This window comes from Citrobacter sp. EC_71 (assembly GCF_019584005.1).
GTDB classification, from domain to species: Bacteria; Pseudomonadota; Gammaproteobacteria; order Enterobacterales; family Enterobacteriaceae; genus Citrobacter; species Citrobacter werkmanii.
Window position 1 is genome coordinate 255,996 of record NZ_VDAY01000001.1, and the last position, 22,754, is coordinate 278,749.

Sequence of the window (22,754 nt, forward strand, 5' to 3'; positions counted from 1 at the left end):
AGATGAGTGATAGAGAGACCTTTTGGCTGGGGATCGATTGTGGCGGTACCTATCTGAAAGCCGGTTTGTATGATGCCAAAGGTCATGAGCATGGAATTAACCGGCAATCGTTGCAGACCGTATCGCCATTACCGGGTTACGCCGAACGCGATATGCACCAATTGTGGCAACAGTGTGTTGCCACAATTGCCGGGCTGTTGAAGCGCACTGGCGTATTCGGTGAACAAATCAAAGGCATCGGTATTTCCGCTCAGGGCAAGGGACTGTTCCTTCTCGATAAACAGGATAAGCCGCTGGGCAATGCCATTCTTTCTTCCGATCGACGTGCGATGGACATCGTTCAGCGCTGGCAGCAGGATGGGATCCCCGAGCAGCTCTACCCGATCACCCGCCAGACATTATGGACCGGACATCCCGCATCCCTCCTGCGCTGGGTGAAAGAAAATGAACCGCAACGCTACGCGCAAATCGGCTGCGTCATGATGGGCCATGACTACCTGCGCTGGTGCTTAACCGGCGTGAAAGGCTGCGAAGAGAGCAACATCTCCGAGTCCAACCTCTACAACATGACGACAGGTCAGTACGACCCGCGTCTGACCCAGTGGCTAGGCATCAGTGAAGTCGACAATGCGCTACCGCCCATTGTCGGTTCAGCAGAAATATGCGGGGAAATCACCGCTCAAACAGCCGCCATAACCGGTCTGGCGGCGGGTACTCCCGTCGTCGGCGGTCTGTTTGATGTGGTTTCCACCGCACTCTGCGCCGGGATCGAAGATGAACACACCCTCAACGCGGTAATGGGAACCTGGGCCGTCACCAGCGGGATCGCTCACGGCCTGCGCAACCACGAAGCGCATCCTTACGTCTATGGCCGCTATGTCAATGACGGGCAGTACATCGTTCACGAAGCCAGCCCGACCTCTTCCGGCAATCTGGAGTGGTTTACCGCCCAGTGGGGCGAACTCTCTTTCGATGAGATCAACCAGGCCGTTGCCAGCTTGCCAAAAGCCAGTAGCGATCTTTTATTCCTGCCTTTTTTGTATGGCAGTAACGCCGGGCTGGAGATGACCAGCGGTTTTTATGGCATGCAGGCTATACACACCCGTGCCCACTTGTTACAGGCCATCTACGAAGGCGTGGTTTTCAGCCATATGACCCACCTCAACCGTATGCGTGAGCGCTTTACCAAGGCGCATACCCTGCGCGTTACCGGAGGTCCGGCACACTCCGACATTTGGATGCAAATGCTGGCAGACGTCAGCGGTTTACGTATCGAACTGCCGCAGGTTGAAGAGACCGGATGCTTTGGCGCAGCGCTCGCCGCCCGCGTAGGCACTGGTGTTTATCACAATTTCAGCGATGCCCAGCGCAGCTTACAGCACCCGGTACGCACCCTGTTGCCGGACGCCGCGGCGCATGCGAACTATCAGCGCAAATACCGCCAATACCAGAATTTAATTACCGCACTGCAGGGCTATCACGCCCGTATTAAGGAGCACGAATAATGAGTCGACCATTACTGCAACTGGCGCTTGACCACACGAATCTGCAAGCGGCCCAACGCGATGTCGCGCTGCTACAGGAAAGTGTCGATATCGTTGAGGCAGGCACGATTCTCTGCTTAACCGAAGGCCTTTCCGCCGTGAAAGCGCTGCGAGCACAGTGCCCGAATAAAATCATCGTCGCCGACTGGAAGGTGGCCGATGCGGGCGAAACCCTCGCACAGCAGGCGTTTGACGCAGGCGCCAACTGGATGACCATCATCTGCGCCGCGCCGCTCGCTACGGTGGAAAAAGGCCATGGCGTCGCGCAGTCCTGCGGCGGCGAAATTCAGATGGAACTGTTCGGCAACTGGACCCTGGATGATGCCCGCGACTGGTATCGCGTCGGCGTTCGCCAGGCGATTTACCATCGTGGACGCGATGCGCAGGCCAGCGGTCAACTGTGGGGGGAAGCGGATCTGGCGCGGATGAAGGCGCTTTCTGATATCGGTCTGGAGCTGTCGATTACCGGTGGAATTACGCCCGCCGACCTGCCGCTGTTTCGCGACATCAACGTCAAAGCCTTTATCGCCGGACGCGCGCTGGCGGGAGCACAAAACCCGGCGCAGGTGGCCGCCGAATTCCATGCGCAAATCGACGCCATCTGGGGAGCAAAATATGCGTAATCATCCGTTAGGTATCTATGAAAAAGCGCTGGCCAAAGACCTCTCCTGGCCGGAGCGGTTGGTGCTGGCGAAAAGCTGCGGTTTTGATTTCGTTGAAATGTCGGTAGATGAAACCGATGAACGTCTGTCGCGCCTTGACTGGACTCCTGCCCAGCGCGCATCGCTGGTGAGCGCGATGCTGGAAACCGGCGTGGCCATTCCTTCTATGTGTCTGTCGGCCCACCGCCGTTTTCCCTTTGGCAGTCGCGATGAAGCCGTCCGCGCCCGGGCACGCGACATCATGACCAAAGCCATCCGCCTGGCCCGGGATTTAGGTATTCGCACAATTCAACTGGCCGGTTACGACGTCTATTACGAAGAACATGACGAAGGTACACAGCAGCGCTTTGCCGAAGGGCTGGCATGGGCAGTCGAGCAAGCCGCCGCCGCGCAGGTGATGCTGGCGGTAGAAATCATGGATACCGCCTTTATGAACTCGATCAGCAAGTGGAAAAAGTGGGATGACATGCTCTCATCGCCATGGTTCACCGTCTACCCGGACGTGGGCAACCTCAGCGCCTGGGGTAACGACGTTACGGCTGAATTGACGTTGGGCATCGACCGTATCGCCGCGATCCATCTGAAAGATACGCTGCCGGTAACCGAAACTCATCCGGGCCAGTTTCGCGATGTCCCCTTTGGCGAAGGATGCGTGGACTTTGTGGGCATCTTCAAAACGCTGCATCAACTGAACTATCGCGGATCGTTTCTGATTGAAATGTGGACGGAAAAAGCAAAAGAACCGGTGCTGGAAATTATCCAGGCCCGACGCTGGATAGAAGACCGTATGCAGGAAGGAGGTTTCCCATGTTAGAACAACTGAAAGCCGAGGTACTGGCGGCGAATCTGGCGCTGCCGGCACATGGTTTAGTCACCTTTACCTGGGGTAACGTCAGCGCAGTAGATGAAACACGCAAGCTGATGGTGATCAAGCCATCCGGCGTGGAATATGACGTGATGACCGCCGATGATATGGTGGTGGTGGATATCGCCAGCGGCAACGTGGTTGAAGGCAGTAAAAAACCCTCTTCCGACACGCCAACTCATCTGGCGCTGTATCGCCGTTACCCTGAGATCGGCGGCATTGTGCACACGCACTCACGCCACGCGACAATCTGGTCGCAGGCGGGTCTTGATCTCCCGGCATGGGGCACCACGCATGCCGACTACTTTTACGGCACGATCCCATGTACCCGACTGATGACCGTAGAAGAGATCAACGGTGAATATGAATACCAGACCGGCGAAGTGATCATTAAAACGTTTGAGCAACGGGACCTGAACCCGATGCAGGTTCCGGTGGTACTGGTGCATTCACACGGCCCGTTCGCCTGGGGTAAAAACGCCGCGGATGCTGTGCATAACGCCGTAGTACTAGAGGAGTGCGCCTATATGGGGCTGTTCTCACGCCAGTTGGCCCCACAGTTACCGGATATGCAGCCTGAATTACTGGATAAACACTATCTGCGTAAACACGGCGCGAATGCCTATTACGGGCAGTAACGGGTCAGGCGCTATTGATATGTTCCTTACAATAGCGCCGTTTCCAGGCCGCTGGGGTCAGGCTGGTATGCTTGCGGAAGATTTTGCGAAAATAGCCCACGTCGTTAAATCCACATCTCCTCGCCACTTCAGTGAGCGACAGCGAATCGCTGATTAACAGTTTTTCTGCCGCCCTCACCCGTTGACGATGCAACGCTTCGGTGAGTGTCAGCCGAAAAGCGCCGCGGAAAACACGTCCCAGATAGTCGGCATTGCAATGCAGTTCTCTCGCCAGCGTTGAAGCGCCAATCGGCAGGTGGAACTGAGTGTGGATTATTTGCTGCGCTTTCCATGCCAGCGCATTCCCAGGGCTATCAACAGGTTGCTCACCGGCGGCCGCGGATATTTGCTGCAAAATCAGCAACAGGATCAGTTCCAGCGCCATGCTGCGATGAATGTTTTCCTGCTCGCGTAAAAACTGGCGAAACAGCGAAATAATATATTGCGGCTCGCTCACCCTGGTATGCTGAGGAATCGCAAGTAACGGTTCTGTTGATGAAGCATCGTTTCCTGACGTTAACTCAAAGTGCAGCCAGTAAAATTTTAAATCGGGCGGAAATTGCCCGACGCCAATATGTAAGCGATGCGGCCACAGCAGCAAACTTTCTCCGGCATTCACGCAAAAAACAGTATGGCCTTCGCGAATCGTTAATGTCCCTTTTTCGACAAAGATTATTTCCCAGGATTGCAATTGCCGCGCAGGATGGCTACCGATACCGCGTGAAATAAATAATCCGCCGTTTTGCACTTTAACCGGCAGAGACATGGACAATTCGAGCATATATATTCAAATTCCCGCTTTTTGCATTAATTAAACCGACCTTTGCATTTGATTATTCACGATAAAATTGCTTTTCGCCGGATCGAAATCACATTTTCCCAATGAAGTCGGAATTGTCACCTTTTTATACTTTTCTCTTCCCTTGTTGACCCAAACATAACGTGCAAAATTAATCATGTATTTTGCAAATTACATCCAAATAATCCGCAGAGTTGCGGGATACATTCCGAATATCACTTCCAGGAGTTATTTATGACTTCGGCTCCGATTACGACATCTGATTTGGCACAGCGTGCGCAAGACGACAAATTATCCCTGCGTGAAAAAATAGGGTATGGGTTAGGCGATGCAGGCGGGACGGTGATTACCTGCCTGATCATGAACTTCCTGACGTTCTTCTACACGGATGTCTTCGGGTTAACACCCGCGCTGGTCGGCACATTGTTTATTGCCCTGCGCGTGTTTGATGCGATTTCCGACCCCATCATGGGCGTTCTCGCCGATCGGACGCAAAGCCGCTGGGGACGCTTTCGCCCCTGGCAGCTGTGGGTCGCGGTTCCGATTGGCATTATCGGCGTGCTGACCTTTACCGTCCCAGACGCCAGCATGGGCGTAAAAATCGCCTGGGCATTCGGCACCTATCTGTTGCTCTCCGTCGGCTATACCGCCATCAACGTACCGTACTGTGCGCTGATTAACACCATGACCACCCGCCATAATGAGGTGATCGCCTGCCAGTCCTGGCGCTTTGTGCTATGCGGCGTGGCGGGTTTTCTCGTCTCCGTCGGCCTGCCGTGGATGGTGGATGTGCTGGGCCAGGGCAATGCCGCGCAGGGTTACCAGTTCGGTGTCGGCGTCCTGTGCGCCATCGCGGTGGTCATGTTCCTGTGCTGTTTCTTCTGGGTGCGTGAACGTGTGCCGCTGGCGATGATGGGGAAATTTACCCTGCGCGAGCATATTGGCGGCCTGCGCAAAAATGACCAGTTACTGCTGATGTTGGTGATGTCGTTCCTGCTGATCAACGTCTTCAATATTCGCGGCGGCGGATATATGTATTTCATTACCTATGTGCTGGAAGGCAGCACCGCTTACACGTCGCTGTTTTTCACCATGGTAACCTTTGCCTCTATCATCGGTTCAGTGCTCGTCAGCCCGCTGACCCGACGCATTGATACCGTCAAACTCTATTACTACACCAACCTGATGTTGGCGGCGCTGGCGGTGCTGATGTGGTTCCTGCCAACCGGCCCGGCTTATCAGACATTGTGGCTGGCGATTATCCTCGGTAACGGCATTATCCTGGGCTTCACGCTGCCGCTGCACTTTTCGCTGATGGCCTTCGCCGATGATTATGGCGAGTGGAAAACCGGTGTTCGTTCCTCCGGGATGAACTTCGCCTTCAACCTGTTCTTCATCAAACTGGCCTGGGCCTCCAGTGCGGGGATTATCAGCCTGTTGTTTATTTTTGTCGCCTATCAGCCCGGCGCCGGTAATCAAACCGCCAGTTCGCTGCAAGGGATTACTGCCATGGAGACGCTGCTGCCCGCACTGTTCCACCTGCTGCTGGCGCTGTCTGTCCGCATCTGCAAACTCAATAACCCGATGATGTCGCGCATTGCTACCGATCTGCGTCAACGTCATGTACAGCCTTAAGGAGCACGAAATGAATGTACTGGAAGTCGACCTGCACAAGCTCACGGTCAGCGATCCGTTTCTCGGACAATATCAGCAGTTGGTGCGTGACGTGGTGATCCCCTACCAGTGGGATGCGCTCAATGACCGCATTACAGAAGCGGAGCCAAGCCATGCGATCGAGAATTTCCGCATCGCCGCAGGCCTTCAGCAAGGTGAGTTTTACGGGATGGTTTTTCAGGACAGCGACGTGGCGAAATGGCTGGAAGCCGTCGCCTGGTCGCTGTGCCAGAAGCCCGATGCGGAGCTTGAGAAAACTGCCGATGAAGTTATTGAACTGATCGCCGCCGCGCAGTGTGAAGATGGCTATCTCAATACGTATTTTACGGTCAAAGCCCCGGATGAACGCTGGACTAATCTCGCTGAGTGTCATGAGTTGTACTGTGCGGGTCATTTGATTGAAGCGGGCGTCGCTTTCTACCAGGCGACGGGGAAACGTCGTCTGTTAGAGGTGGTGTGCCGCCTGGCAGATCATATCGACAGCGTTTTTGGGCTGGGAAAGAATCAACTGCGCGGCTACCCCGGACACCCGGAAATCGAGCTGGCATTAATGCGTTTGTACGAAGTCACTCAGCAACCACGCTATATGGCGCTGGTAAATTACTTTGTTGAGCAACGCGGTGCGCAACCTCATTTTTATGACGAAGAGTACGAAAAACGCGGCCAAACGTCTTACTGGCACACCTACGGTCCGGCGTGGATGGTGAAAGATAAGCCTTATAGTCAGGCACACCAGCCTGTTTCTGAGCAGCAAACAGCCATCGGTCATGCCGTACGTTTTGTTTATCTGATGACCGGCGTGGCGCATCTGGCACGCTTAAGTCAGGACGAAAGCAAGCGTCAGGATTGTTTGCGTCTGTGGAACAATATGGCCCAGCGTCAGTTGTATATTACCGGCGGGATCGGTTCGCAAAGCAGCGGCGAAGCGTTTAGCAGCGATTACGATCTGCCCAACGATTCCGTCTATGCCGAAAGCTGCGCCTCAATCGGGCTAATGATGTTCGCCCGCCGGATGCTGGAAATGGAAGCCGACAGCCAGTATGCCGACGTGATGGAGCGCGCCCTGTATAACACCGTACTTGGCGGCATGGCGCTGGACGGGAAGCACTTCTTCTACGTTAACCCGCTGGAGGTGCATCCTAAATCTTTAAAATTCAATCATATTTACGACCATGTGAAGCCCGTTCGCCAGCGCTGGTTTGGCTGCGCCTGCTGCCCGCCCAATATCGCCCGCGTACTCACTTCTATTGGCCATTACATCTATACGCCACGTCAGGACGCACTGTATATCAATATGTATGTGGGCAATAGCATGGAAGTTCCTGTGGCAGACGGCGTGCTTAAACTGCGCATTAACGGAAATTACCCGTGGCATGAGCAGGTAACAATCGCCATTGAATCACCGCTACCGGTCGATCATACCCTGGCGTTACGCCTGCCGGACTGGTGTACCGCGCCGCAGATTTTGCTGAATGGTCAACCGGTTGCACAAGATGTACGTAAAGGCTATTTGCACATCAGCCGAACCTGGCAGGAGGGGGATACGCTAAGCCTGACCCTGCCGATGCCCGTGCGTCGCGTATACGGAAACCCACTGGTGCGCCATGTTGCCGGTAAGGTCGCCATTCAGCGCGGGCCACTGGTGTATTGCCTGGAGCAGGCCGACAACGGCGAAGAATTGCATAACTTGTGGCTGCCAAAAGAGAGTGAGTTCAGGGTCTTTGAGGGTAAGGGACTGTTCAGCCATAAGATGTTAATTCAGGCGGAAGGCGTGAAGCAAAGTACCCACAATGCGGCACAACAAGCGTTGTGGCACTACGATGTTTCACCAGCTTCGCGTCAGGCGCATACGCTGACGTTCATTCCGTGGTTTAGCTGGGCAAACCGTGGTGAAGGCGAAATGCGAATCTGGATAAACGAGCAGTAACGATGACGACGGATGGCGGCAGTTAGCCCCATCCGTCAAGGCATCATGAAAAGATTGCCCTCCTCCCTGAGGACAAACGGGTGAGAATCAGAAACGCCAGGTCAGACCGGACATCAAGGTAAAGCTGTCATCGCGATCAACCATCGGGCTATTTTTAATGTCATCCGGCAGCACGCTATAGTTGGCGCTGGCCAGCAGCGTCAGGTTGCTGGTCAACGCATATTTAGCGGACAGGCCAACATACGGTGTCCAGCTGTCCCCTGGGGAGTAGCTTGATAACCCACTACGGCGGGATTCATTGCCAGAGATGCCGTAGTAATATTCGTTGAAGTTTTCGTCATAGTAGAGCACGCCAATCGCCGGCGTCAGCGTCAGCTTGCCCATTGGCATTTGGCGGAACATAGACATTTCCGCCACCCAGCCATTGCTGTTATCCAGCACATCCGCTGCGGCAGAGACCTTCACACTGCCCCATTTTTCATGGTGATACCATGCGGCACCCGCCATGGCGGTTGCATCACGCTTGTCCAGCTGCTTCATCGCATGATCGTCGTTATCACCGGGATCAAACTCAAGCGGCATGTAAGAAGCGGTAATGCTAAATTCATTACTTTCACTTTTTGAAAGAATATAGCCTAACGTTGTTTGCCTAAAATAAAATGATTCACTTTCATAACTGATAAGCGGTACTGCATGAACATTATCATTATATCCACGATAAGGAGATTCATTATATACAGCGCCACCGCCAATAGAAAACTCTGCGGCAGTTGCACTCGCCATAAAAGAAAAGGCGAACAGCGCCACAATATTGCGTTTAATTAACATGCCAACATTCCATTTTAAAATAAGCCACAAAGCGGGTGCATAATAATGCTTACAATTTCATCGATGCAACTTCCATATTTATATAGTAATATATACAAACATATATATATTGGGTTTGGCGATGAACAAATTACAACTCAAACACCGGGAACTGAAGATTATTTCGGTAATTGCTGCCAGTGAAAACATCAGTCATGCCGCTACGGTTCTCGGCATCGCACAGGCTAATGTCAGCAAGTATCTTGCTGATTTTGAATCAAAAGTTGGGCTAAAGGTATTTGATCGCACCACCCGACAGTTGACCCTGACGCCCTTTGGTGTAGCGCTGCTACCTTACATCAATGACATGCTGGACAGAAACGATCAGCTAAATAGTTTCATCGCTGATTATAAGCATGAAAAACGTGGCAAGGTAACGGTATATGCACCAACCGGAATTATTGCTTACTTATCGCAACATGTTATTGCAAAAATTCAGGATATCGGTGGTATTACTCTCTCGCTGAAAACCTGCAATCTTGAACGGAAAGCATTTTATGAAGGTGTAGACTTCCCGGATGATTGTGACGTTTTAATTACCTATGCGCATCCTAAAGATGAATCACTGGTCGCCAGCTTTATTACTAAATATGCAGTGATGGCGTTTGCCAGCCCTGAATATATCAAACAGCATCCCATTAACAGCCCTGATGAGCTGGAGAATCATTCCTGTATTTTAATCGATTCGATGATGATTGATGAGGCCAATATCTGGCGCTTCAGCGCCGCGGGCGGCAAGGAAATGCATGATTATCGGGTAACCGGAAACTACGTCTGTGACAATACACAATCCGCGCTGGCGCTGGCGCGTAATCATCTGGGCATTGTTTTTGCGCCCTATGCGAGTATACAAAAAGATGTTCAGTCCGGATTGTTGGTTCCCTGTTTCTCCGAACAGCACGAATGGTGGCTGGATTTGGTGGCGATTTTCCGCAAGCGTGAATATCAGCCCTGGCGTGTACAGTTTATTCTCGACGCAATGTTAGCGGAGATACGTCAGCAGCTTACTCAGACGCTACAGCTGTCTGAGTAAGCAAAATAGCCTGCACCTAGTGGTCGAGATACAGGTAATGCACCCAGCTGGTCATCCGCAACAAGACTTTGCGCATGATTGACACATGTTCGAAGTGGTCAGAGTAAACGGCGACCTGGGCGTAAATCCCATCAGGTAACGCGCTCACGTCCGCATTGTCGTTCAGTTCAATCGTGGCGATCACCCCTTCTGAACCGGGCGTAGAGTTTAATGATTGCAACGCCCCGTTCGACTGGTATGTACCACCCGGTACAGCCGGGCTGATAGCAGCCAGTTTGCCGCTAAATACCTTCCCCGGCAGGGCGTTAAACACCACTTCTGCTTCATCGCCTGGCTCCAGTCGCAGCAGCGAGTTTTGACGGAACTGGGCGATAATTTGCCGTTTCTGTTCCGGGATAAACACCATCACCGGACGCATAGGCAGCGCGGCGGCATAGGTTCCGGGGCGCATCAGCACCTGCGTAACGTAACCATCGCTGGGCGCACGAACCACGGTCTGGTCAAGGTTAAACTCCGCTTCGGCGAGTTGTGCCTTCAGGCTGGCAATTTGCGAATTTTCACCCAGTACCAGGCTGTCTAACTGGCTCTGGATTTGCTGTTGCTCCGCAATAGACGATTTCACCGATGCTTCCTGCGCCAGATAGTTTTGACGAGCCGCATCGATATCGCGTTCAGAAAAAGGGTTGACCTTCGCCTGACTCCCCTGCGCATAGCGCTGGTAATCTTTTGCCAGCTTGTCACGCGTCGCCTTTGCCCGCTGCGTATTAGCTTTCATTTCGTCTAGCTGCGCAACCAGTGCCTGCTCTTTATGCTGAGCGGTGACAATGTCGGCTTTCAGACGATCAACCCGCGCCTGATAACGTCCTGGATTAAGTTTAAACAGAACTTCGCCTTTTTTGATCAGCGTATTCTTCTTATCCGTCACTTCCGTTACAACACCCGTGACCTGCGGCACCACGGGAATAGAAATTACCGCTTTTTGCGCCTTAAAGGTATACGGATGGTTATAATTCATCAGTAATATAAGTCCGCAAACAATGAAAATACCACCCAATGCCGCAGTGGGTACCGTCCATTTATTTACAGGAATTTTAAAAATTTTAAATATCGACCATGCGCATGCCACATAGGTCAGAACAATCAGTAAATCCATCGATATTACTCCGCCGGAGAGGTCTTAACCTCACCCAGTTTCTTTTCCAGATCGGCAACCCGCGCCTGAAGCTGGATCAGGGAAGAATCCGCGCTCTGCATACCCCACCCGCGCTCCGGGCGATAAAGCGTTGCCCAGATCCATAAAAAGGGCCAAATAACATGTAAGGTAAACAAGCTAACCCAGCCCGCAACATGTATAGCGTCGGCATGAGGATGGTTACGTTTCTTTGCAATGAGATAGGGAATATCATGCAGAATAATAATCCCGTAAAAAATGACCAGGAATACAAAAATAAGCACTCCTAATGCAAAATAATCAAGGAACATATTTGCCTCAGGGATTTAAATTAAAGAACTTGGCTGCTATTTATTTAAAAAATAGAGTTGATAATAGTAGTGGAATGACCAGATTGGATGCAATGGGGTTATTTATATAACGATATATGACTTTCTATATACCCGTCGTCTTTCGAACTGCTTCTTTGTTGGCTGCGTACGTTCACCCCAGTCACTTACCGGAGTAAGCTCCTGGGGATTCCCTCTCTTACCGCCTCGAAGCAACACGAAATCCATAGGGTATATTTTTCATACTTTAAGCTGCAGGACATAACTTGATGCCCGGTACGCTAAATGCGACCGGGCAGTAAGTGACGGGATATTAAAACAGCCCCAGCGGTTTATCCGAGTAGCTCACCAGCAGGCATTTGGTTTGTTGATAATGCTCAAGCATCATTTTGTGTGTCTCGCGCCCAATGCCCGACTGCTTATAGCCGCCGAACGCCGCATGTGCCGGATAAGCATGGTAGCAGTTGGTCCAGACACGCCCCGCCTGAATCCCGCGGCCCATCTTGTACGCGAGATTTCCGTTACGGCTCCAGACGCCAGCGCCAAGTCCATATTGGGTGTCATTGGCAATTTCCAGCGCTTCGTCCATGGTTTTAAAGGTCGTAACAGCCAGTACAGGGCCGAAGATCTCCTCCTGGAAAACCCGCATATTGTTCTTGCCAAACAGAATGGTCGGTTCGAGGTAGTACCCCTCCTTTAACTCACCATCCAGCTGCTTGCGCCGTCCACCGGTCAGGATATCCGCCCCTTCTTTCTTACCAATATCGATGTAATTCAGAATGGTTTCCAGTTGACCATGTGAAACCTGCGCGCCCATTTGCGTCACGCTGTCTAACGGGTTGCCGCTACGAATACTCTCCACCCGGCGAATGGCTCTTTCCATAAAACGTTCGTAAATGGATTCCTGCACCAGGGCACGACTCGGACAGGTACACACTTCGCCCTGGTTGAAAGCAAACAGCGCAAAACCTTCCAGCGCTTTGTCAAAGAACGCATCTTCTTCATCCATCACGTCTGCAAAGAAGATATTGGGAGATTTCCCACCCAGCTCCAGCGTGACAGGGATAATGTTCTGCGTGGCGTACTGCATGATCTGCTGGCCGACTTCCGTTGAGCCGGTAAACGCCACTTTCGCAATACGTTTAGACGTCGCCAGATACTCACCGATTTCCCCACCCGCGCCGTTTACCACGTTCACGACACCAGGCGGGAGCAGATCGCCGATGACTTCCATCAGCAGCAGCACAGACAGCGGCGTCAGGCGCGCGGGTTTAAGCACCACGCAGTTACCCGCCGCCAGCGCGGGCGCCATCTTCCAACTGGCCATTAGCAGCGGGAAGTTCCACGGGATAATTTGCCCGACCACGCCAAGAGGCTCATGGAAATGATAAGCCACGGTCTCACTATCAACCTCGCTGATCCCCCCTTCCTGCGCACGAATACAGGAGGCGAAATAGCGGAAATGGTCAATCGCCAGCGGCACGTCTGCCGCGCTGGTTTCACGGATGGGCTTACCGTTATCCCAGGTTTCTGCCGTCGCCAGCAGCTCCAGGTTTTGTTCCATACGATCGGCGATTTTGAACAGAATCGCCGCTCTGTCCTGCACGGATGTCTGCGCCCATTTATCTTTTATATTGTGCGCGGCATCCAATGCCAGATCGATATCCTTCTTACCGGAAGAGGCCACTTCGCACAGCAATTGCCCGGTGACCGGCGTCAGATTTTGGTAATACTCGCCGTCCACCGGCGCGACCCAGTCACCGCCGATAAAGTTATCGTATCGGGCTTTTAACTTCAGAGGGTAACCATACTCGCCGGGATAAATACGCGTTGAAGGGGGGTTATTGGTCATGACCGTCTCCTTGCTGTAGGGGTACTACAAGGGTAGACGGGGCTGGCGAATAATTCGCCAGCCTTTTACTGCTTTACGACAGGTATCACGAATTACATCGCAGCACGATAAATCGCCATGATTTCTTCATGTGTCGCCTGAATCGGGTTAGTGAAACCACAGGCATCTTTCAGGGCATTGGTCGCCAGAACGGCAAAATCTTCTTCCTTCACGTTCAGCTCACGCAGACCAGCCGGAATATTCACTTTCTGCGCCAGTTCACGGATCGCCGCGATACAGGCTTCCGCCCCTTGCTCTGCACTCAGTCCAGCAACGTTAACGCCCATCGCAGTCGCGCAATCACGCAGACGAACGGCAGCAACTTTGCTGTTGAAAACCTGCACATGCGGCAGCAGCACGGCGTTACATACACCGTGTGGCAGATCGTAGAAGCCACCCAACTGGTGCGCCATGGCGTGCACGTAACCCAAAGAGGCGTTGTTAAATGCCATACCTGCAAGGAACTGTGCATAAGCCATGGCTTCACGCGCCTGAGCATTGCTGCCATCTTCAACGGCAACCGGCAAGTTTTCCGCAATCATGGTGACCGCTTTCAGTGCACACGCATCGGTAATCGGGGTCGCAGCAATAGAAACGTAGGCTTCGATAGCGTGGGTCAGCGCATCCATACCGGTGGCCGCCGTCAGAGACTTCGGCATACCGACCATCAGCGAGGAGTCATTGACCGACAGCAGCGGAGTGACGTGCTTGTCGACAATCGCCATTTTAATATGGCGTTCTTCATCGGTAATGATGCTAAAGCGTGTCATTTCTGATGCCGTGCCCGCAGTTGTATTAATTGCAATCAATGGCAATTGTGGCCGGGATGAACGATCAATCCCCTCGTAATCCCTAATATCTCCGCCATTGGTCGCTACCAGCGCAATCCCTTTTGCACAGTCATGCGGGGAACCTCCGCCTATTGATATAACGCAGTCACACTGGTTTTCGCGTAATATTTCCAGTCCAGCATTTACATTCTTAACTCCGGGGTTAGGACAAGAACCATTGTATACAACGCTGGCAATACCTTTATTACTTAACTCTTCACAAATGTGATCAACAACCCCTTGTTTACTTAATGTTTTCCCGCAAACGATTAACGCTTTTTTAAAATTAAAACCTACCATTGTTTCCAGCGCATCTGCTAAGGTATTCATACCAATAATATTCACAGATGGAATATAGAAAATGGCCATGTTTATATCCTTATTTTAAAAACCAGTAATATATTACACAGCCAAAATAAACAGTAGAGCATTTTTATAATTATATTTACCTTACTATATAAAACATAAGGTAAATATAATTATTTATTATTGTTATTCACGTAAATAGTGTTTTGTCGCGTAATAAATGATCATTCCCGCGACGACGCGTAAAACCAATCCGGTCAAAATATTCCAGAATCTGGATAGCTAATTTACGCCCCACATTAAGCCTGTCGCGAAAATCGGCGGCGCAGGTCGATCCTTTCTCCTGATCCAGTTCGCGGATCATGTTGGCGAAGGCCACAATCCGATCGTTACGGTAATAACGATCTTTCACGATCGCAGTAATAATGCCTTGCTGCGCCGCTTGTCGTAACACCACGCGCATCATTTGCTCATCCGTTCCCGTTTGTTTTGCCAGGTCGCGCACCCACCACGGCTCATCGCCAAAAAGCGGTTCTGCTTTTTGCCAGATAGCCTGCTGTTCATCGCTGAAACCCGCCTTGTGATCCGGCAAATGCAGCCAACCGTGATGGCTATGGATAGCGCCGCTCTCGCGCATCTTTTCAATCAGCAGCAATACCAGCGCTTCATCTTCCATCGGCAACGCCATACGACGCAGGCGTTCGCGCCCTGGCCCTGGCTCATCACGGTGCTGTTCGTGATAGGTCGCCAGCGTATCGAGGACTTTTCGCTGCCAGCGCGCGGCAACGGGCGCATTCAACAGGCTGTACCCCGCCTGAATAAAACCATGTTGCTCAATCAACGGGCGCATCCCATTGCCGTTGAGCTGGCGCGCCCAGGCAAAGTCAGGAATATTCACCGCCCCACGCGTCAGATGCAGCGCCAGGGCGTCGCCGTCGCTGCGTGCATTTTCGAGCGCCGACAGCCACTGCAGATATTCCGGTTTACGCTTTCCGCGGCGCGGTGGGTTGAGCGTGACGACGCGTGCGCCAGCCAGCGTCGTGCGGGCAGAAATATCGCGCAGCACCAGGCGGTCGTTATCGGCAAGCCATAACGGTGTATCAAACACCAGTTCCGCCAGCGTTCCTTCAAGCAGTGAGATGCGCCCGGTGACATGGCTGGCCGCGTGGTGAATATGCAGCGGTTGCCACTGCGTCAGCGGCGCGGCATGTTCTAAAGAGACAATCACGCGGTTAAAAGCCTCTGGCGGGACATCGGAAAGCAGCCAGTCGCCGCGGTTAAGCTCTTCTTTTTGCGCATCACCGGCAATATTCAGCGCAATACGCTGCCCGGCATGAGCATGCTCAGTGGCCTGGTTTTGCGCATGCAGGCTACGTACGCGCATTGGCTTGTTGACGCCCGTCAGCCACAGCGTATCCCCGACATTCACTTCACCGCTGAGCGCCGTCCCGGTCACCACCAGCCCTGCGCCCTTGACCGTAAAAGCACGGTCAATCGCCAGGCGGAAGCTGTGATCGCGGGCATGCTCGCGCGAGGTTAATTGCAATAAATGGTCACGCAGTTCTTCGATCCCACGGCCTTCACTGGCGGCAGTCACAAACAGAGCCGCATCGGCAAAACCATAGTTTTCCAGCGTGGTGTGTACCTCTTCACGCACCGTATTGATGCGTTCCTCATCCACGCGATCGGCTTTTGTGAGCGCCACGGTGATTTGCGGATTGCCCGTCAGTTGCAGAATTTGCAAATGTTCACGCGTTTGCGCCATCACGCCGTCATCACAGGCGACGACCAGCAGCGCGTGGTCGATACCGCCTACACCCGCCAGCATGTTGGACAAAAACTTTTCGTGTCCGGGAACATCAATAAACCCCAACACCTGCCCATCCGGCTGCGGCCAGTAGGCATAGCCGAGATCGATGGTCATACCACGCTTTTTTTCCTCCGGCAGACGGTCGGCATTCACGCCCGTAATTGCCTGTAATAACGTTGTTTTTCCGTGGTCAACGTGTCCGGCGGTTGCAATAATCATTTCAGCATCATCTCCATAAACCGGGTCTCGTCTTCAAGGCAGCGCAGATCCAGCCACATGCGGCCATCATAAATTCGCCCAATGATCGGCACGGGCAACGCACGCCAGCGGGCGGCCAGCGCGTCGAGGCGACTACCGCGCCCGTCATATGGGGTAAAGGTCAATGCCGCGCTGGGTAACCTGTCGACAGGTAACGAACCGCTACCAATTTGCGACAGGCAAGGCATCACATTCAAAGCAAACTCGTCGCTGTAATGCGCAGCGAGCCGTGCCTGTAATTGTTGTGCCTGCGTGTGGATCGCCTCTTGCGAGCGGGTGAGCTGGCGTAACGTCGGCAACTTCGCCGCCAACGCTTCCGGGTGCAAATACAGTCGCAGCGTTGCTTCCAGCGCCGCCAGCGTCATTTTATCTGCCCGTAACGCACGTTTCAGCGGATGGCTCTGTAGGCGAGCGATCATCTCTTTTTTACCAACGATAATTCCGGCCTGCGGCCCCCCCAGCAGTTTGTCGCCAGAGAAGCTCACCAGACTCACGCCTGCGGCAATCAGTTGCTGCGGCATCGGCTCCTGCGGCAAACCATACTGACTGAGATCGACCAGTGAACCGCTGCCGAGATCCGCCACCACCGGAACATCCAACTCCCGGCCAATGGCGGCCAGCTCAGCCTCATCCACCGACTTCGTAAAGCCTTCGATGCTGTAATTACTGGTGTGCACCTTCATCAGCAGGCCGGTATTTTCATTCACCGCCTGACGGTAATCTTTCGCGTGGGTCCGGTTGGTGGTCCCCACTTCGCGCAGCATACATCCGGCCTGACACATCACATCAGGAATACGAAACGCGCCGCCAATTTCCACCAGCTCACCGCGCGAAACGACCACCTCTTTGCCGTTAGCCGTGGCGGCCAGCATCAGCAGAACCGCTGCCGCATTGTTATTCACGATACAAGCGTCTTCGGCCCCCGTCAGGCGACAGAGTAAATCCGCCAATGCCCGATCCCGATGTCCGCGCCCGGCATCATCCAGGCTGTATTCCAGCGTCACCGGCGTGCGCATCGCCTGCACCACCGCATCGATGGCTTCCTCGGCCTGCAACGCACGACCCAGGTTAGTATGCAGCACCGTTCCGGTCAGGTTAATCACTGGACGCAGCGCGCTTTGCGATTCTCTTTCCAGCCTGGCTCTGGCTTCTTGCGCCCAGTCCTCACACCATGCCGGGAGCGCGTGGGCGTCGCGAATGGCTTCTCTGGCTTCGTCGAGCATATGACGCAGCAGGTCAACTACCCGGGTATGACCGTGGAATTCACGTAAGGCTGAGAAAGCGCTATCGCGCAATAAACGATCGATAGCAGGAAGCTGGCTGTAGAGTGAACGCATGTCGGTTGTCATGAAAGGGCCTGGCTGTTGGTGGCCCTCTCCACCGTGGAGAGGGATATCGATATAGGAAGGATTGTATCGTGACTTTGCTCAGGCGGACATAACGTGTATCAAGCCTTTGGCGGTTCCGTACGGGCAAAACTTTCGCGCTGAAAGAGCGTTTCCACCAGTTTGACCAGACGCGGGCGGTCCACACACCAGCCGGGCGCGACCCGACGGAAATTGAGATAGCCGACAGCGCAGGCAATCGCAATGGTGGCCAGGTTAACCGTATCCGTTTTCAGCGTACCGTCCGCCAGATAGCCTTCCAGCACATCCAGACTGCGTGTGATCTTCTCCCGCTGGCGTAACAACTCAGTTTCTGACTGCTGTGCGGCGGGGCGAGCCTGTTCGCGTACCGAGACTAAACCGGCATCCATAATGCCGTCTGCCAGCGCCTCCAACTGCCGTACCTTCAGCGCCGCCAGCGGTTCACGCGGCAACATAGCTGGCGCAATATCCAGCAGCTCTATGTATTCCGCGATGATTGGAGAATCAAACCAATACTCACCCTCATCAGTAACCAGCGCGGGCACTTTTCCTAACGGGTTATAGCGCGCCACGCCGCTATCCGCGTTGTAGGGGAGTTCATTTACAAATTCGAAGGTGATGCCCTTTTCCAGTAACAGAATAGAAATTTTACGCACAAAAGGGCTGGTATAGCTGCCAATGAGTTTCATGCCGGGTCCTTTTTGCCAACAAAAATATCAGTATGGCTCAGGACAGCGCAAATGGCAGGTGATGACGTTCTCAATGATCCAAATAAAGGTAATGCATCCAGCTGGTCATTCGCAGTAGCACTTTACGCATCACCGACACGTGGGCGAAATGGTCGGAATAGATCGCTACCTGGGCATAGATACCGTCCGGTAGCGCCTCCACATCGGCATTCGGATCCAGTTCAATGGTTGCCAATACGCCATCGGTCCCCGGCACCACCGTTAAGGACTGTAATGCCCCCTGCGCCTGATAAGAACCTCCAGGCACAACGGGAAGGATACTGGTTAGTTTGCCGCTAAACACCTGGCCTGGCAGCGCGTTGAATACCACTTCTGCCTCATCGCCCGGCTCAAGACGCAGCAGAGAGTTCTGGCGAAATTGCGCCACGATTAGCCGTTTTTGTTCAGGAATAAATACCATAACTGGTCGCAGAGGCAACGCGGCGGCGTAAGTCCCCGGGCGAATAAGCACCTGCGTCACGTAACCGTTGCTGGGCGCACGCACAACGGTCTGCTCAAGATTATATTTGGCTTCGGCAAGCTGGGCGCGCAGGGAGGCGACCTGGGATTGCTCACCGTTGACCATACTGTCTAACTGGCTCTGAATCTGCGTCTGTTCCGCTACTGAGCCTTTCACCAGCGCATCCTGAGCCAGATAGTTCTGGCGGGCGTTGTCGATATCACTTTCGGAAAACGGGTTAACCTTCGCCTGGCTACCCTTCAAATAGCGCTGATAATCTTTATACAGGCGGTCACGTTCCGCAGACACGCGAGTGGTATTCGCGACCGCTTCCAACAGTTGCGCTTTCAAATTGTCGATATTGTGAGTCGCGGTGACCAGGTCAGCCTGTAGCCGGTCAACTCGCGCCTGATAACGCACAGGATCGAGTTTAAATAACACTTCGCCTTTTTTAATCAGCTGATTATTTTTATCTGTCACCTCACTAACAATTCCTGTGACCTGCGGGGTAACGGGAATTGAAATAACCGCTTTTTGCGCCGTAAAGGTATATGGATGGTTATAGTTCATTAATAAGATGAGTCCCGCCACAATAAACACCCCACCTAATGCTGCGGTGGCAAGCGTCCACTGATTTACCGGAATACGGAATATTTTAAAGATGGCCCAGGCGAATGCCACATAAGTCAGGACAATTAACAAATCCATGATTAAATCTCCGGAAAGGTGGAGTTATCGATTCTTTTTTCCCCATCCAGCTTTTTTTCCAACTGGGCGATGCGCGCTGCCAGCACGGCTATCTCAGGGTCAGGTTCCTTTCCGGTCGGCGTGATGTGCGACTGCATTCCCCACCCCTTTTCGGGCTGGTAGAGCGTGGCCCAAATCCACAGGAACGGCCAAATAACATGCAACGTAAAAAGACTTACCCACCCTGCCGTATGGATAGCGTCGGCGTGGGGATGGTTGCGCTTTTTAGCGATGTTATAGGGAATGTCATGGATGGCGATGATTCCGTAAAACAGAACCAGAAAAACGAAGATCAGCACGCCTAACGCGAAATAATTTAGAAACATACCTGCCTCGAATTCACGCTAATTAGAGTTTTTTTATGCCGGCAGCCGTATGCACCCAGGCTGATGTTTTGAACATAACTGCAGTTTGCGGTTTTCGCCATACCACAAAAAAAATATTTTTTCTGGTTTTAAGTTGCTTAATCTGGCAAGGAAAATGTCAGCTCCAGAACCCGTCGCAGATCACATCTGATTAAACCCAGACAAAAATACTTTGTGAATCACATCACAAAAATTCAACAAACAGCAAATACAAAAACGTGAACAAGTTCACATTTAACTGCCATTTTTAGCGATTTCTCGCGCTGTGATGTTTTTTTGTACCGGTGTTTTGTGATGAAAATCACATTAACTAACGCCATACACCCCATATTTACGTGACCAACATCACATAAAAGGCCATCGACTGGACAGTTGAACGATTCAGTGCCAGATTTCGCAGTATCTACAGGGTCCGGCTACCTCCTGCCGCTACATTAACAAACCTCGGGCTTTCAGCCTGCGCGATAGCAAACATAAGAAGGGGTGTTTTTATGTCATCCGATATTAAGATCAAGGTGCAAAGCTTTGGTCGATTCCTCAGCAATATGGTGATGCCAAATATCGGCGCGTTTATCGCGTGGGGTATTATCACCGCATTATTCATTCCGACAGGGTGGTTGCCGAACGAAACGCTGGCGAAGCTGGTCGGTCCGATGATCACCTATCTGCTGCCGCTGCTGATCGGTTATACCGGTGGTAAGTTGGTAGGCGGTGAGCGTGGCGGCGTGGTTGGTGCTATCACCACCATGGGCGTTATCGTCGGTGCGGATATGCCGATGTTCCTTGGCTCCATGATCGCAGGCCCGCTGGGCGGCTACTGCATCAAGAAATTCGATAACTGGGTAGACGGTAAGATCAAATCCGGTTTTGAGATGCTGGTGAATAACTTCTCCGCAGGCATCATCGGTATGATCCTCGCCATCCTGGCTTTCCTCGGCATTGGTCCATTGGTTGAAGGTCTGTCCAAAATTCTGGCGGCAGGTGTTAACTTCATGGTTGTCCATGACATGCTGCCGCTGGCGTCGATTTTCGTTGAACCGGCAAAAATCCTGTTCCTCAACAACGCCATCAACCACGGTATTTTCTCACCGCTGGGTATTCAGCAGTCCCATGAGATGGGCAAATCCATCTTCTTCCTGATTGAAGCTAACCCAGGTCCGGGTATGGGCGTCCTGCTGGCGTACATGTTCTTTGGTCGCGGCAGCGCTAAGCAGTCTGCGGGCGGCGCGGCTATCATCCACTTCCTGGGCGGTATCCACGAAATTTACTTCCCGTACGTGCTGATGAACCCACGTCTGATCCTGGCCGTTATCCTTGGCGGTATGACTGGCGTATTCACCCTGACCATCCTGAACGGCGGTCTGGTTTCTCCGGCTTCTCCTGGCTCCATTCTGGCCGTACTGGCGATGACGCCAAAAGGCGCTTACTTCGCTAACATCGCTGCCATCGTGGCGGCAATGGCGGTCTCCTTCGTGGTTTCTGCAATTCTGCTGAAAACCAGCAAAGTGAAAGAAGAAGATGACATTGAAGCGGCCACCCGTCGTATGCATGACATGAAAGCGGAATCTAAAGGCGCATCTCCGCTGGCGGCTGGCGACGTGACCAACGACCTGAGCCATGTACGTAAAATCATCGTGGCTTGCGATGCCGGTATGGGTTCCAGCGCCATGGGCGCAGGCGTATTGCGTAAGAAAGTGCAGGATGCGGGTCTGTCTCAGATTTCCGTCACCAACAGCGCGATTAACAATCTGCCGCCGGATGTGGATCTGGTCATTACCCACCGTGACCTGACCGAGCGCGCGATGCGTCAGGTGCCTCAGGCGCAGCATATTTCGCTGACCAACTTCCTGGATAGCGGCCTGTACACCAGCCTGACCGAACGTCTGGTTGCTGCACAGCGCCACAACGTGAACGAAGAGAAAGTCCGCGATCATCTGAAAGACAGCTTTGAGGAGGGTGATAACAACCTGTTCAAGCTGGGCGCGGAGAATATCTTCCTGGGTCGGAAAGCCGCTAACAAAGAAGAGGCGATTCGCTTTGCTGGTGAACAACTGGTGAAAGGCGGCTATGTTGAGCCGGAATACGTCGAGGCGATGCTGGACCGCGAAAAGCTGACGCCGACTTACCTCGGTGAATCCATCGCAGTACCTCACGGTACAGTAGAAGCTAAAGACCGCGTGCTGAAAACCGGCGTGGTGTTCTGCCAGTATCCGGAAGGCGTACGCTTCGGTGAAGAAGAAGACGATATTGCCCGTCTGGTCATTGGTATCGCCGCACGTAACAATGAGCACATTCAGGTCATCACCAGCTTGACCAACGCGCTGGATGATGAATCCGTGATCGAACGTCTGGCCCATACCACCAGCGTGGATGAAGTTCTGGAACTGCTGGCAGGTCGTAAGTAAACGTTATTGCCCGGTGGCGCTCGCGCTTATCGGGCCTAC

19 protein-coding genes are annotated in these 22,754 nt (G+C 52.9%); 8 read left to right on the top strand and 11 right to left on the bottom strand.

The features are described 5' to 3' along the window. Positions 1 to 2: 2 nt before the first annotated feature. The 4 genes from FHD02_RS01155 to araD are packed head-to-tail and all read left to right on the top strand — an operon-like array spanning position 3 to position 3,709. Positions 3 to 1,505, top strand: a complete 1,503-nt coding sequence (locus FHD02_RS01155; protein ID WP_137361660.1) for an FGGY-family carbohydrate kinase — start codon at positions 3 to 5, stop codon at positions 1,503 to 1,505. Further along, positions 1,505 to 2,167 (top strand): 3-keto-L-gulonate-6-phosphate decarboxylase UlaD, encoded by a 663-nt coding sequence (ulaD, locus tag FHD02_RS01160; protein WP_042311650.1) that lies wholly within the window; start codon positions 1,505 to 1,507, stop codon positions 2,165 to 2,167. The genes FHD02_RS01155 and ulaD overlap by 1 nt, the downstream gene beginning before the upstream one ends. After that, a complete protein-coding gene (locus FHD02_RS01165) occupies positions 2,160 to 3,020 on the top strand; it encodes an L-ribulose-5-phosphate 3-epimerase (protein ID WP_137361662.1) in 861 nt (286 codons plus the stop codon). The genes ulaD and FHD02_RS01165 overlap by 8 nt, the downstream gene beginning before the upstream one ends. After that, entirely contained in the window at positions 3,014 to 3,709 is a 696-nt protein-coding gene (gene araD, locus FHD02_RS01170) for an L-ribulose-5-phosphate 4-epimerase (protein WP_137361663.1), read from the top strand. The genes FHD02_RS01165 and araD overlap by 7 nt, the downstream gene beginning before the upstream one ends. A gap of 4 nt (positions 3,710 to 3,713) precedes the next feature. On the opposite strand, the gene FHD02_RS01175 is transcribed toward araD, so the two are convergent. Then, positions 3,714 to 4,529 (bottom strand): AraC family transcriptional regulator, encoded by an 816-nt coding sequence (locus FHD02_RS01175; RefSeq protein WP_137361664.1) that lies wholly within the window; start codon positions 4,527 to 4,529, stop codon positions 3,714 to 3,716. A gap of 252 nt (positions 4,530 to 4,781) precedes the next feature. Between FHD02_RS01175 and FHD02_RS01180 the strand changes: the two genes are divergently transcribed. Together FHD02_RS01180 and FHD02_RS01185 are read left to right on the top strand one after the other, a co-directional pair. After that, the gene (locus FHD02_RS01180) at positions 4,782 to 6,182 is read left to right on the top strand and encodes an MFS transporter (protein WP_137361665.1); all 1,401 of its coding nucleotides are present in this window, start codon (positions 4,782 to 4,784) and stop codon (positions 6,180 to 6,182) included. Between the two features lie 10 nt (positions 6,183 to 6,192). Next, positions 6,193 to 8,148, top strand: a complete 1,956-nt coding sequence (locus tag FHD02_RS01185; protein WP_220393467.1) for a glycoside hydrolase family 127 protein — start codon at positions 6,193 to 6,195, stop codon at positions 8,146 to 8,148. An 87-nt stretch (positions 8,149 to 8,235) separates the two neighbouring features. Here FHD02_RS01185 and FHD02_RS01190 read toward each other — a convergent pair whose 3' ends face one another. Then, entirely contained in the window at positions 8,236 to 8,976 is a 741-nt protein-coding gene (locus FHD02_RS01190; RefSeq protein WP_038635252.1) for a MipA/OmpV family protein, read from the bottom strand. Between the two features lie 121 nt (positions 8,977 to 9,097). On the opposite strand from FHD02_RS01190, the gene FHD02_RS01195 reads away from it, so the two are divergent. Then, positions 9,098 to 10,048, top strand: coding sequence for a LysR family transcriptional regulator (locus FHD02_RS01195; protein ID WP_220393468.1), 951 nt, complete (start codon positions 9,098 to 9,100; stop codon positions 10,046 to 10,048). A gap of 16 nt (positions 10,049 to 10,064) precedes the next feature. Here the strand turns inward: FHD02_RS01195 and FHD02_RS01200 are convergent, their stop codons facing one another. The 9 genes from FHD02_RS01200 to FHD02_RS01240 all read right to left on the bottom strand — a co-directional run bounded on the left by FHD02_RS01200 (position 10,065) and on the right by FHD02_RS01240 (position 20,271). Continuing rightward, positions 10,065 to 11,201: an HlyD family secretion protein gene (locus tag FHD02_RS01200; RefSeq protein ID WP_042311628.1), complete on the bottom strand. Its 1,137-nt coding sequence runs from the start codon at positions 11,199 to 11,201 to the stop codon at positions 10,065 to 10,067. Between the two features lie 5 nt (positions 11,202 to 11,206). Further along, positions 11,207 to 11,530 (bottom strand): DUF3302 domain-containing protein, encoded by a 324-nt coding sequence (locus FHD02_RS01205; RefSeq protein WP_042311625.1) that lies wholly within the window; start codon positions 11,528 to 11,530, stop codon positions 11,207 to 11,209. A 331-nt stretch (positions 11,531 to 11,861) separates the two neighbouring features. After that, entirely contained in the window at positions 11,862 to 13,400 is a 1,539-nt protein-coding gene (gene aldB / locus FHD02_RS01210; RefSeq protein ID WP_137361670.1) for an aldehyde dehydrogenase AldB, read from the bottom strand. Between the two features lie 92 nt (positions 13,401 to 13,492). Continuing rightward, positions 13,493 to 14,638 carry an L-threonine dehydrogenase gene (yiaY, locus tag FHD02_RS01215; protein WP_255596957.1) on the bottom strand — a complete coding sequence of 382 codons (1,146 nt, stop codon included), beginning with the start codon at positions 14,636 to 14,638 and terminating at the stop codon, positions 13,493 to 13,495. 127 nt (positions 14,639 to 14,765) lie between these two features. Next, complete coding sequence (gene selB, locus FHD02_RS01220; RefSeq protein ID WP_220393469.1) at positions 14,766 to 16,604, bottom strand: selenocysteine-specific translation elongation factor; 1,839 nt, start codon at positions 16,602 to 16,604, stop codon at positions 14,766 to 14,768. After that, positions 16,601 to 17,992: an L-seryl-tRNA(Sec) selenium transferase gene (gene selA / locus FHD02_RS01225; protein WP_220393470.1), complete on the bottom strand. Its 1,392-nt coding sequence runs from the start codon at positions 17,990 to 17,992 to the stop codon at positions 16,601 to 16,603. The genes selB and selA overlap by 4 nt, the downstream gene beginning before the upstream one ends. Positions 17,993 to 18,090: 98 nt before the next feature. After that, entirely contained in the window at positions 18,091 to 18,699 is a 609-nt protein-coding gene (locus FHD02_RS01230) for a glutathione S-transferase (RefSeq protein ID WP_006687581.1), read from the bottom strand. A gap of 70 nt (positions 18,700 to 18,769) precedes the next feature. Continuing rightward, a complete protein-coding gene (locus tag FHD02_RS01235; RefSeq protein ID WP_137397409.1) occupies positions 18,770 to 19,906 on the bottom strand; it encodes an HlyD family secretion protein in 1,137 nt (378 codons plus the stop codon). Between the two features lie 2 nt (positions 19,907 to 19,908). Beyond that, positions 19,909 to 20,271, bottom strand: coding sequence for a DUF3302 domain-containing protein (locus FHD02_RS01240; RefSeq protein ID WP_042311614.1), 363 nt, complete (start codon positions 20,269 to 20,271; stop codon positions 19,909 to 19,911). 530 nt (positions 20,272 to 20,801) lie between these two features. On the opposite strand from FHD02_RS01240, the gene mtlA reads away from it, so the two are divergent. After that, the gene (gene mtlA, locus FHD02_RS01245; RefSeq protein WP_137361673.1) at positions 20,802 to 22,715 is read left to right on the top strand and encodes a PTS mannitol transporter subunit IICBA; all 1,914 of its coding nucleotides are present in this window, start codon (positions 20,802 to 20,804) and stop codon (positions 22,713 to 22,715) included. Positions 22,716 to 22,754: the final 39 nt, after the last annotated feature.

What these genes read in the sequence shown, in the direction of transcription:
- FHD02_RS01205 (WP_042311625.1), bottom strand. Translation starts at nt 11,530, where the DNA reads ATGTTCCTTGATTATTTTGCATTAGGAGTGCTTATTTTTGTATTCCTG.
- FHD02_RS01185 (WP_220393467.1), top strand. Translation starts at nt 6,193, where the DNA reads ATGAATGTACTGGAAGTCGACCTGCACAAGCTCACGGTCAGCGATCCG.
- aldB (WP_137361670.1), bottom strand. Translation starts at nt 13,400, where the DNA reads ATGACCAATAACCCCCCTTCAACGCGTATTTATCCCGGCGAGTATGGT.
- FHD02_RS01200 (WP_042311628.1), bottom strand. Translation starts at nt 11,201, where the DNA reads ATGGATTTACTGATTGTTCTGACCTATGTGGCATGCGCATGGTCGATA.
- selB (WP_220393469.1), bottom strand. Translation starts at nt 16,604, where the DNA reads ATGATTATTGCAACCGCCGGACACGTTGACCACGGAAAAACAACGTTA.
- selA (WP_220393470.1), bottom strand. Translation starts at nt 17,992, where the DNA reads ATGACAACCGACATGCGTTCACTCTACAGCCAGCTTCCTGCTATCGAT.
- FHD02_RS01235 (WP_137397409.1), bottom strand. Translation starts at nt 19,906, where the DNA reads ATGGATTTGTTAATTGTCCTGACTTATGTGGCATTCGCCTGGGCCATC.
- FHD02_RS01230 (WP_006687581.1), bottom strand. Translation starts at nt 18,699, where the DNA reads ATGAAACTCATTGGCAGCTATACCAGCCCTTTTGTGCGTAAAATTTCT.
- mtlA (WP_137361673.1), top strand. Translation starts at nt 20,802, where the DNA reads ATGTCATCCGATATTAAGATCAAGGTGCAAAGCTTTGGTCGATTCCTC.
- araD (WP_137361663.1), top strand. Translation starts at nt 3,014, where the DNA reads ATGTTAGAACAACTGAAAGCCGAGGTACTGGCGGCGAATCTGGCGCTG.
- FHD02_RS01190 (WP_038635252.1), bottom strand. Translation starts at nt 8,976, where the DNA reads ATGTTAATTAAACGCAATATTGTGGCGCTGTTCGCCTTTTCTTTTATG.
- ulaD (WP_042311650.1), top strand. Translation starts at nt 1,505, where the DNA reads ATGAGTCGACCATTACTGCAACTGGCGCTTGACCACACGAATCTGCAA.
- FHD02_RS01180 (WP_137361665.1), top strand. Translation starts at nt 4,782, where the DNA reads ATGACTTCGGCTCCGATTACGACATCTGATTTGGCACAGCGTGCGCAA.
- yiaY (WP_255596957.1), bottom strand. Translation starts at nt 14,638, where the DNA reads ATGGCCATTTTCTATATTCCATCTGTGAATATTATTGGTATGAATACC.
- FHD02_RS01165 (WP_137361662.1), top strand. Translation starts at nt 2,160, where the DNA reads ATGCGTAATCATCCGTTAGGTATCTATGAAAAAGCGCTGGCCAAAGAC.
- FHD02_RS01175 (WP_137361664.1), bottom strand. Translation starts at nt 4,529, where the DNA reads ATGCTCGAATTGTCCATGTCTCTGCCGGTTAAAGTGCAAAACGGCGGA.
- FHD02_RS01240 (WP_042311614.1), bottom strand. Translation starts at nt 20,271, where the DNA reads ATGTTTCTAAATTATTTCGCGTTAGGCGTGCTGATCTTCGTTTTTCTG.
- FHD02_RS01155 (WP_137361660.1), top strand. Translation starts at nt 3, where the DNA reads ATGAGTGATAGAGAGACCTTTTGGCTGGGGATCGATTGTGGCGGTACC.
- FHD02_RS01195 (WP_220393468.1), top strand. Translation starts at nt 9,098, where the DNA reads ATGAACAAATTACAACTCAAACACCGGGAACTGAAGATTATTTCGGTA.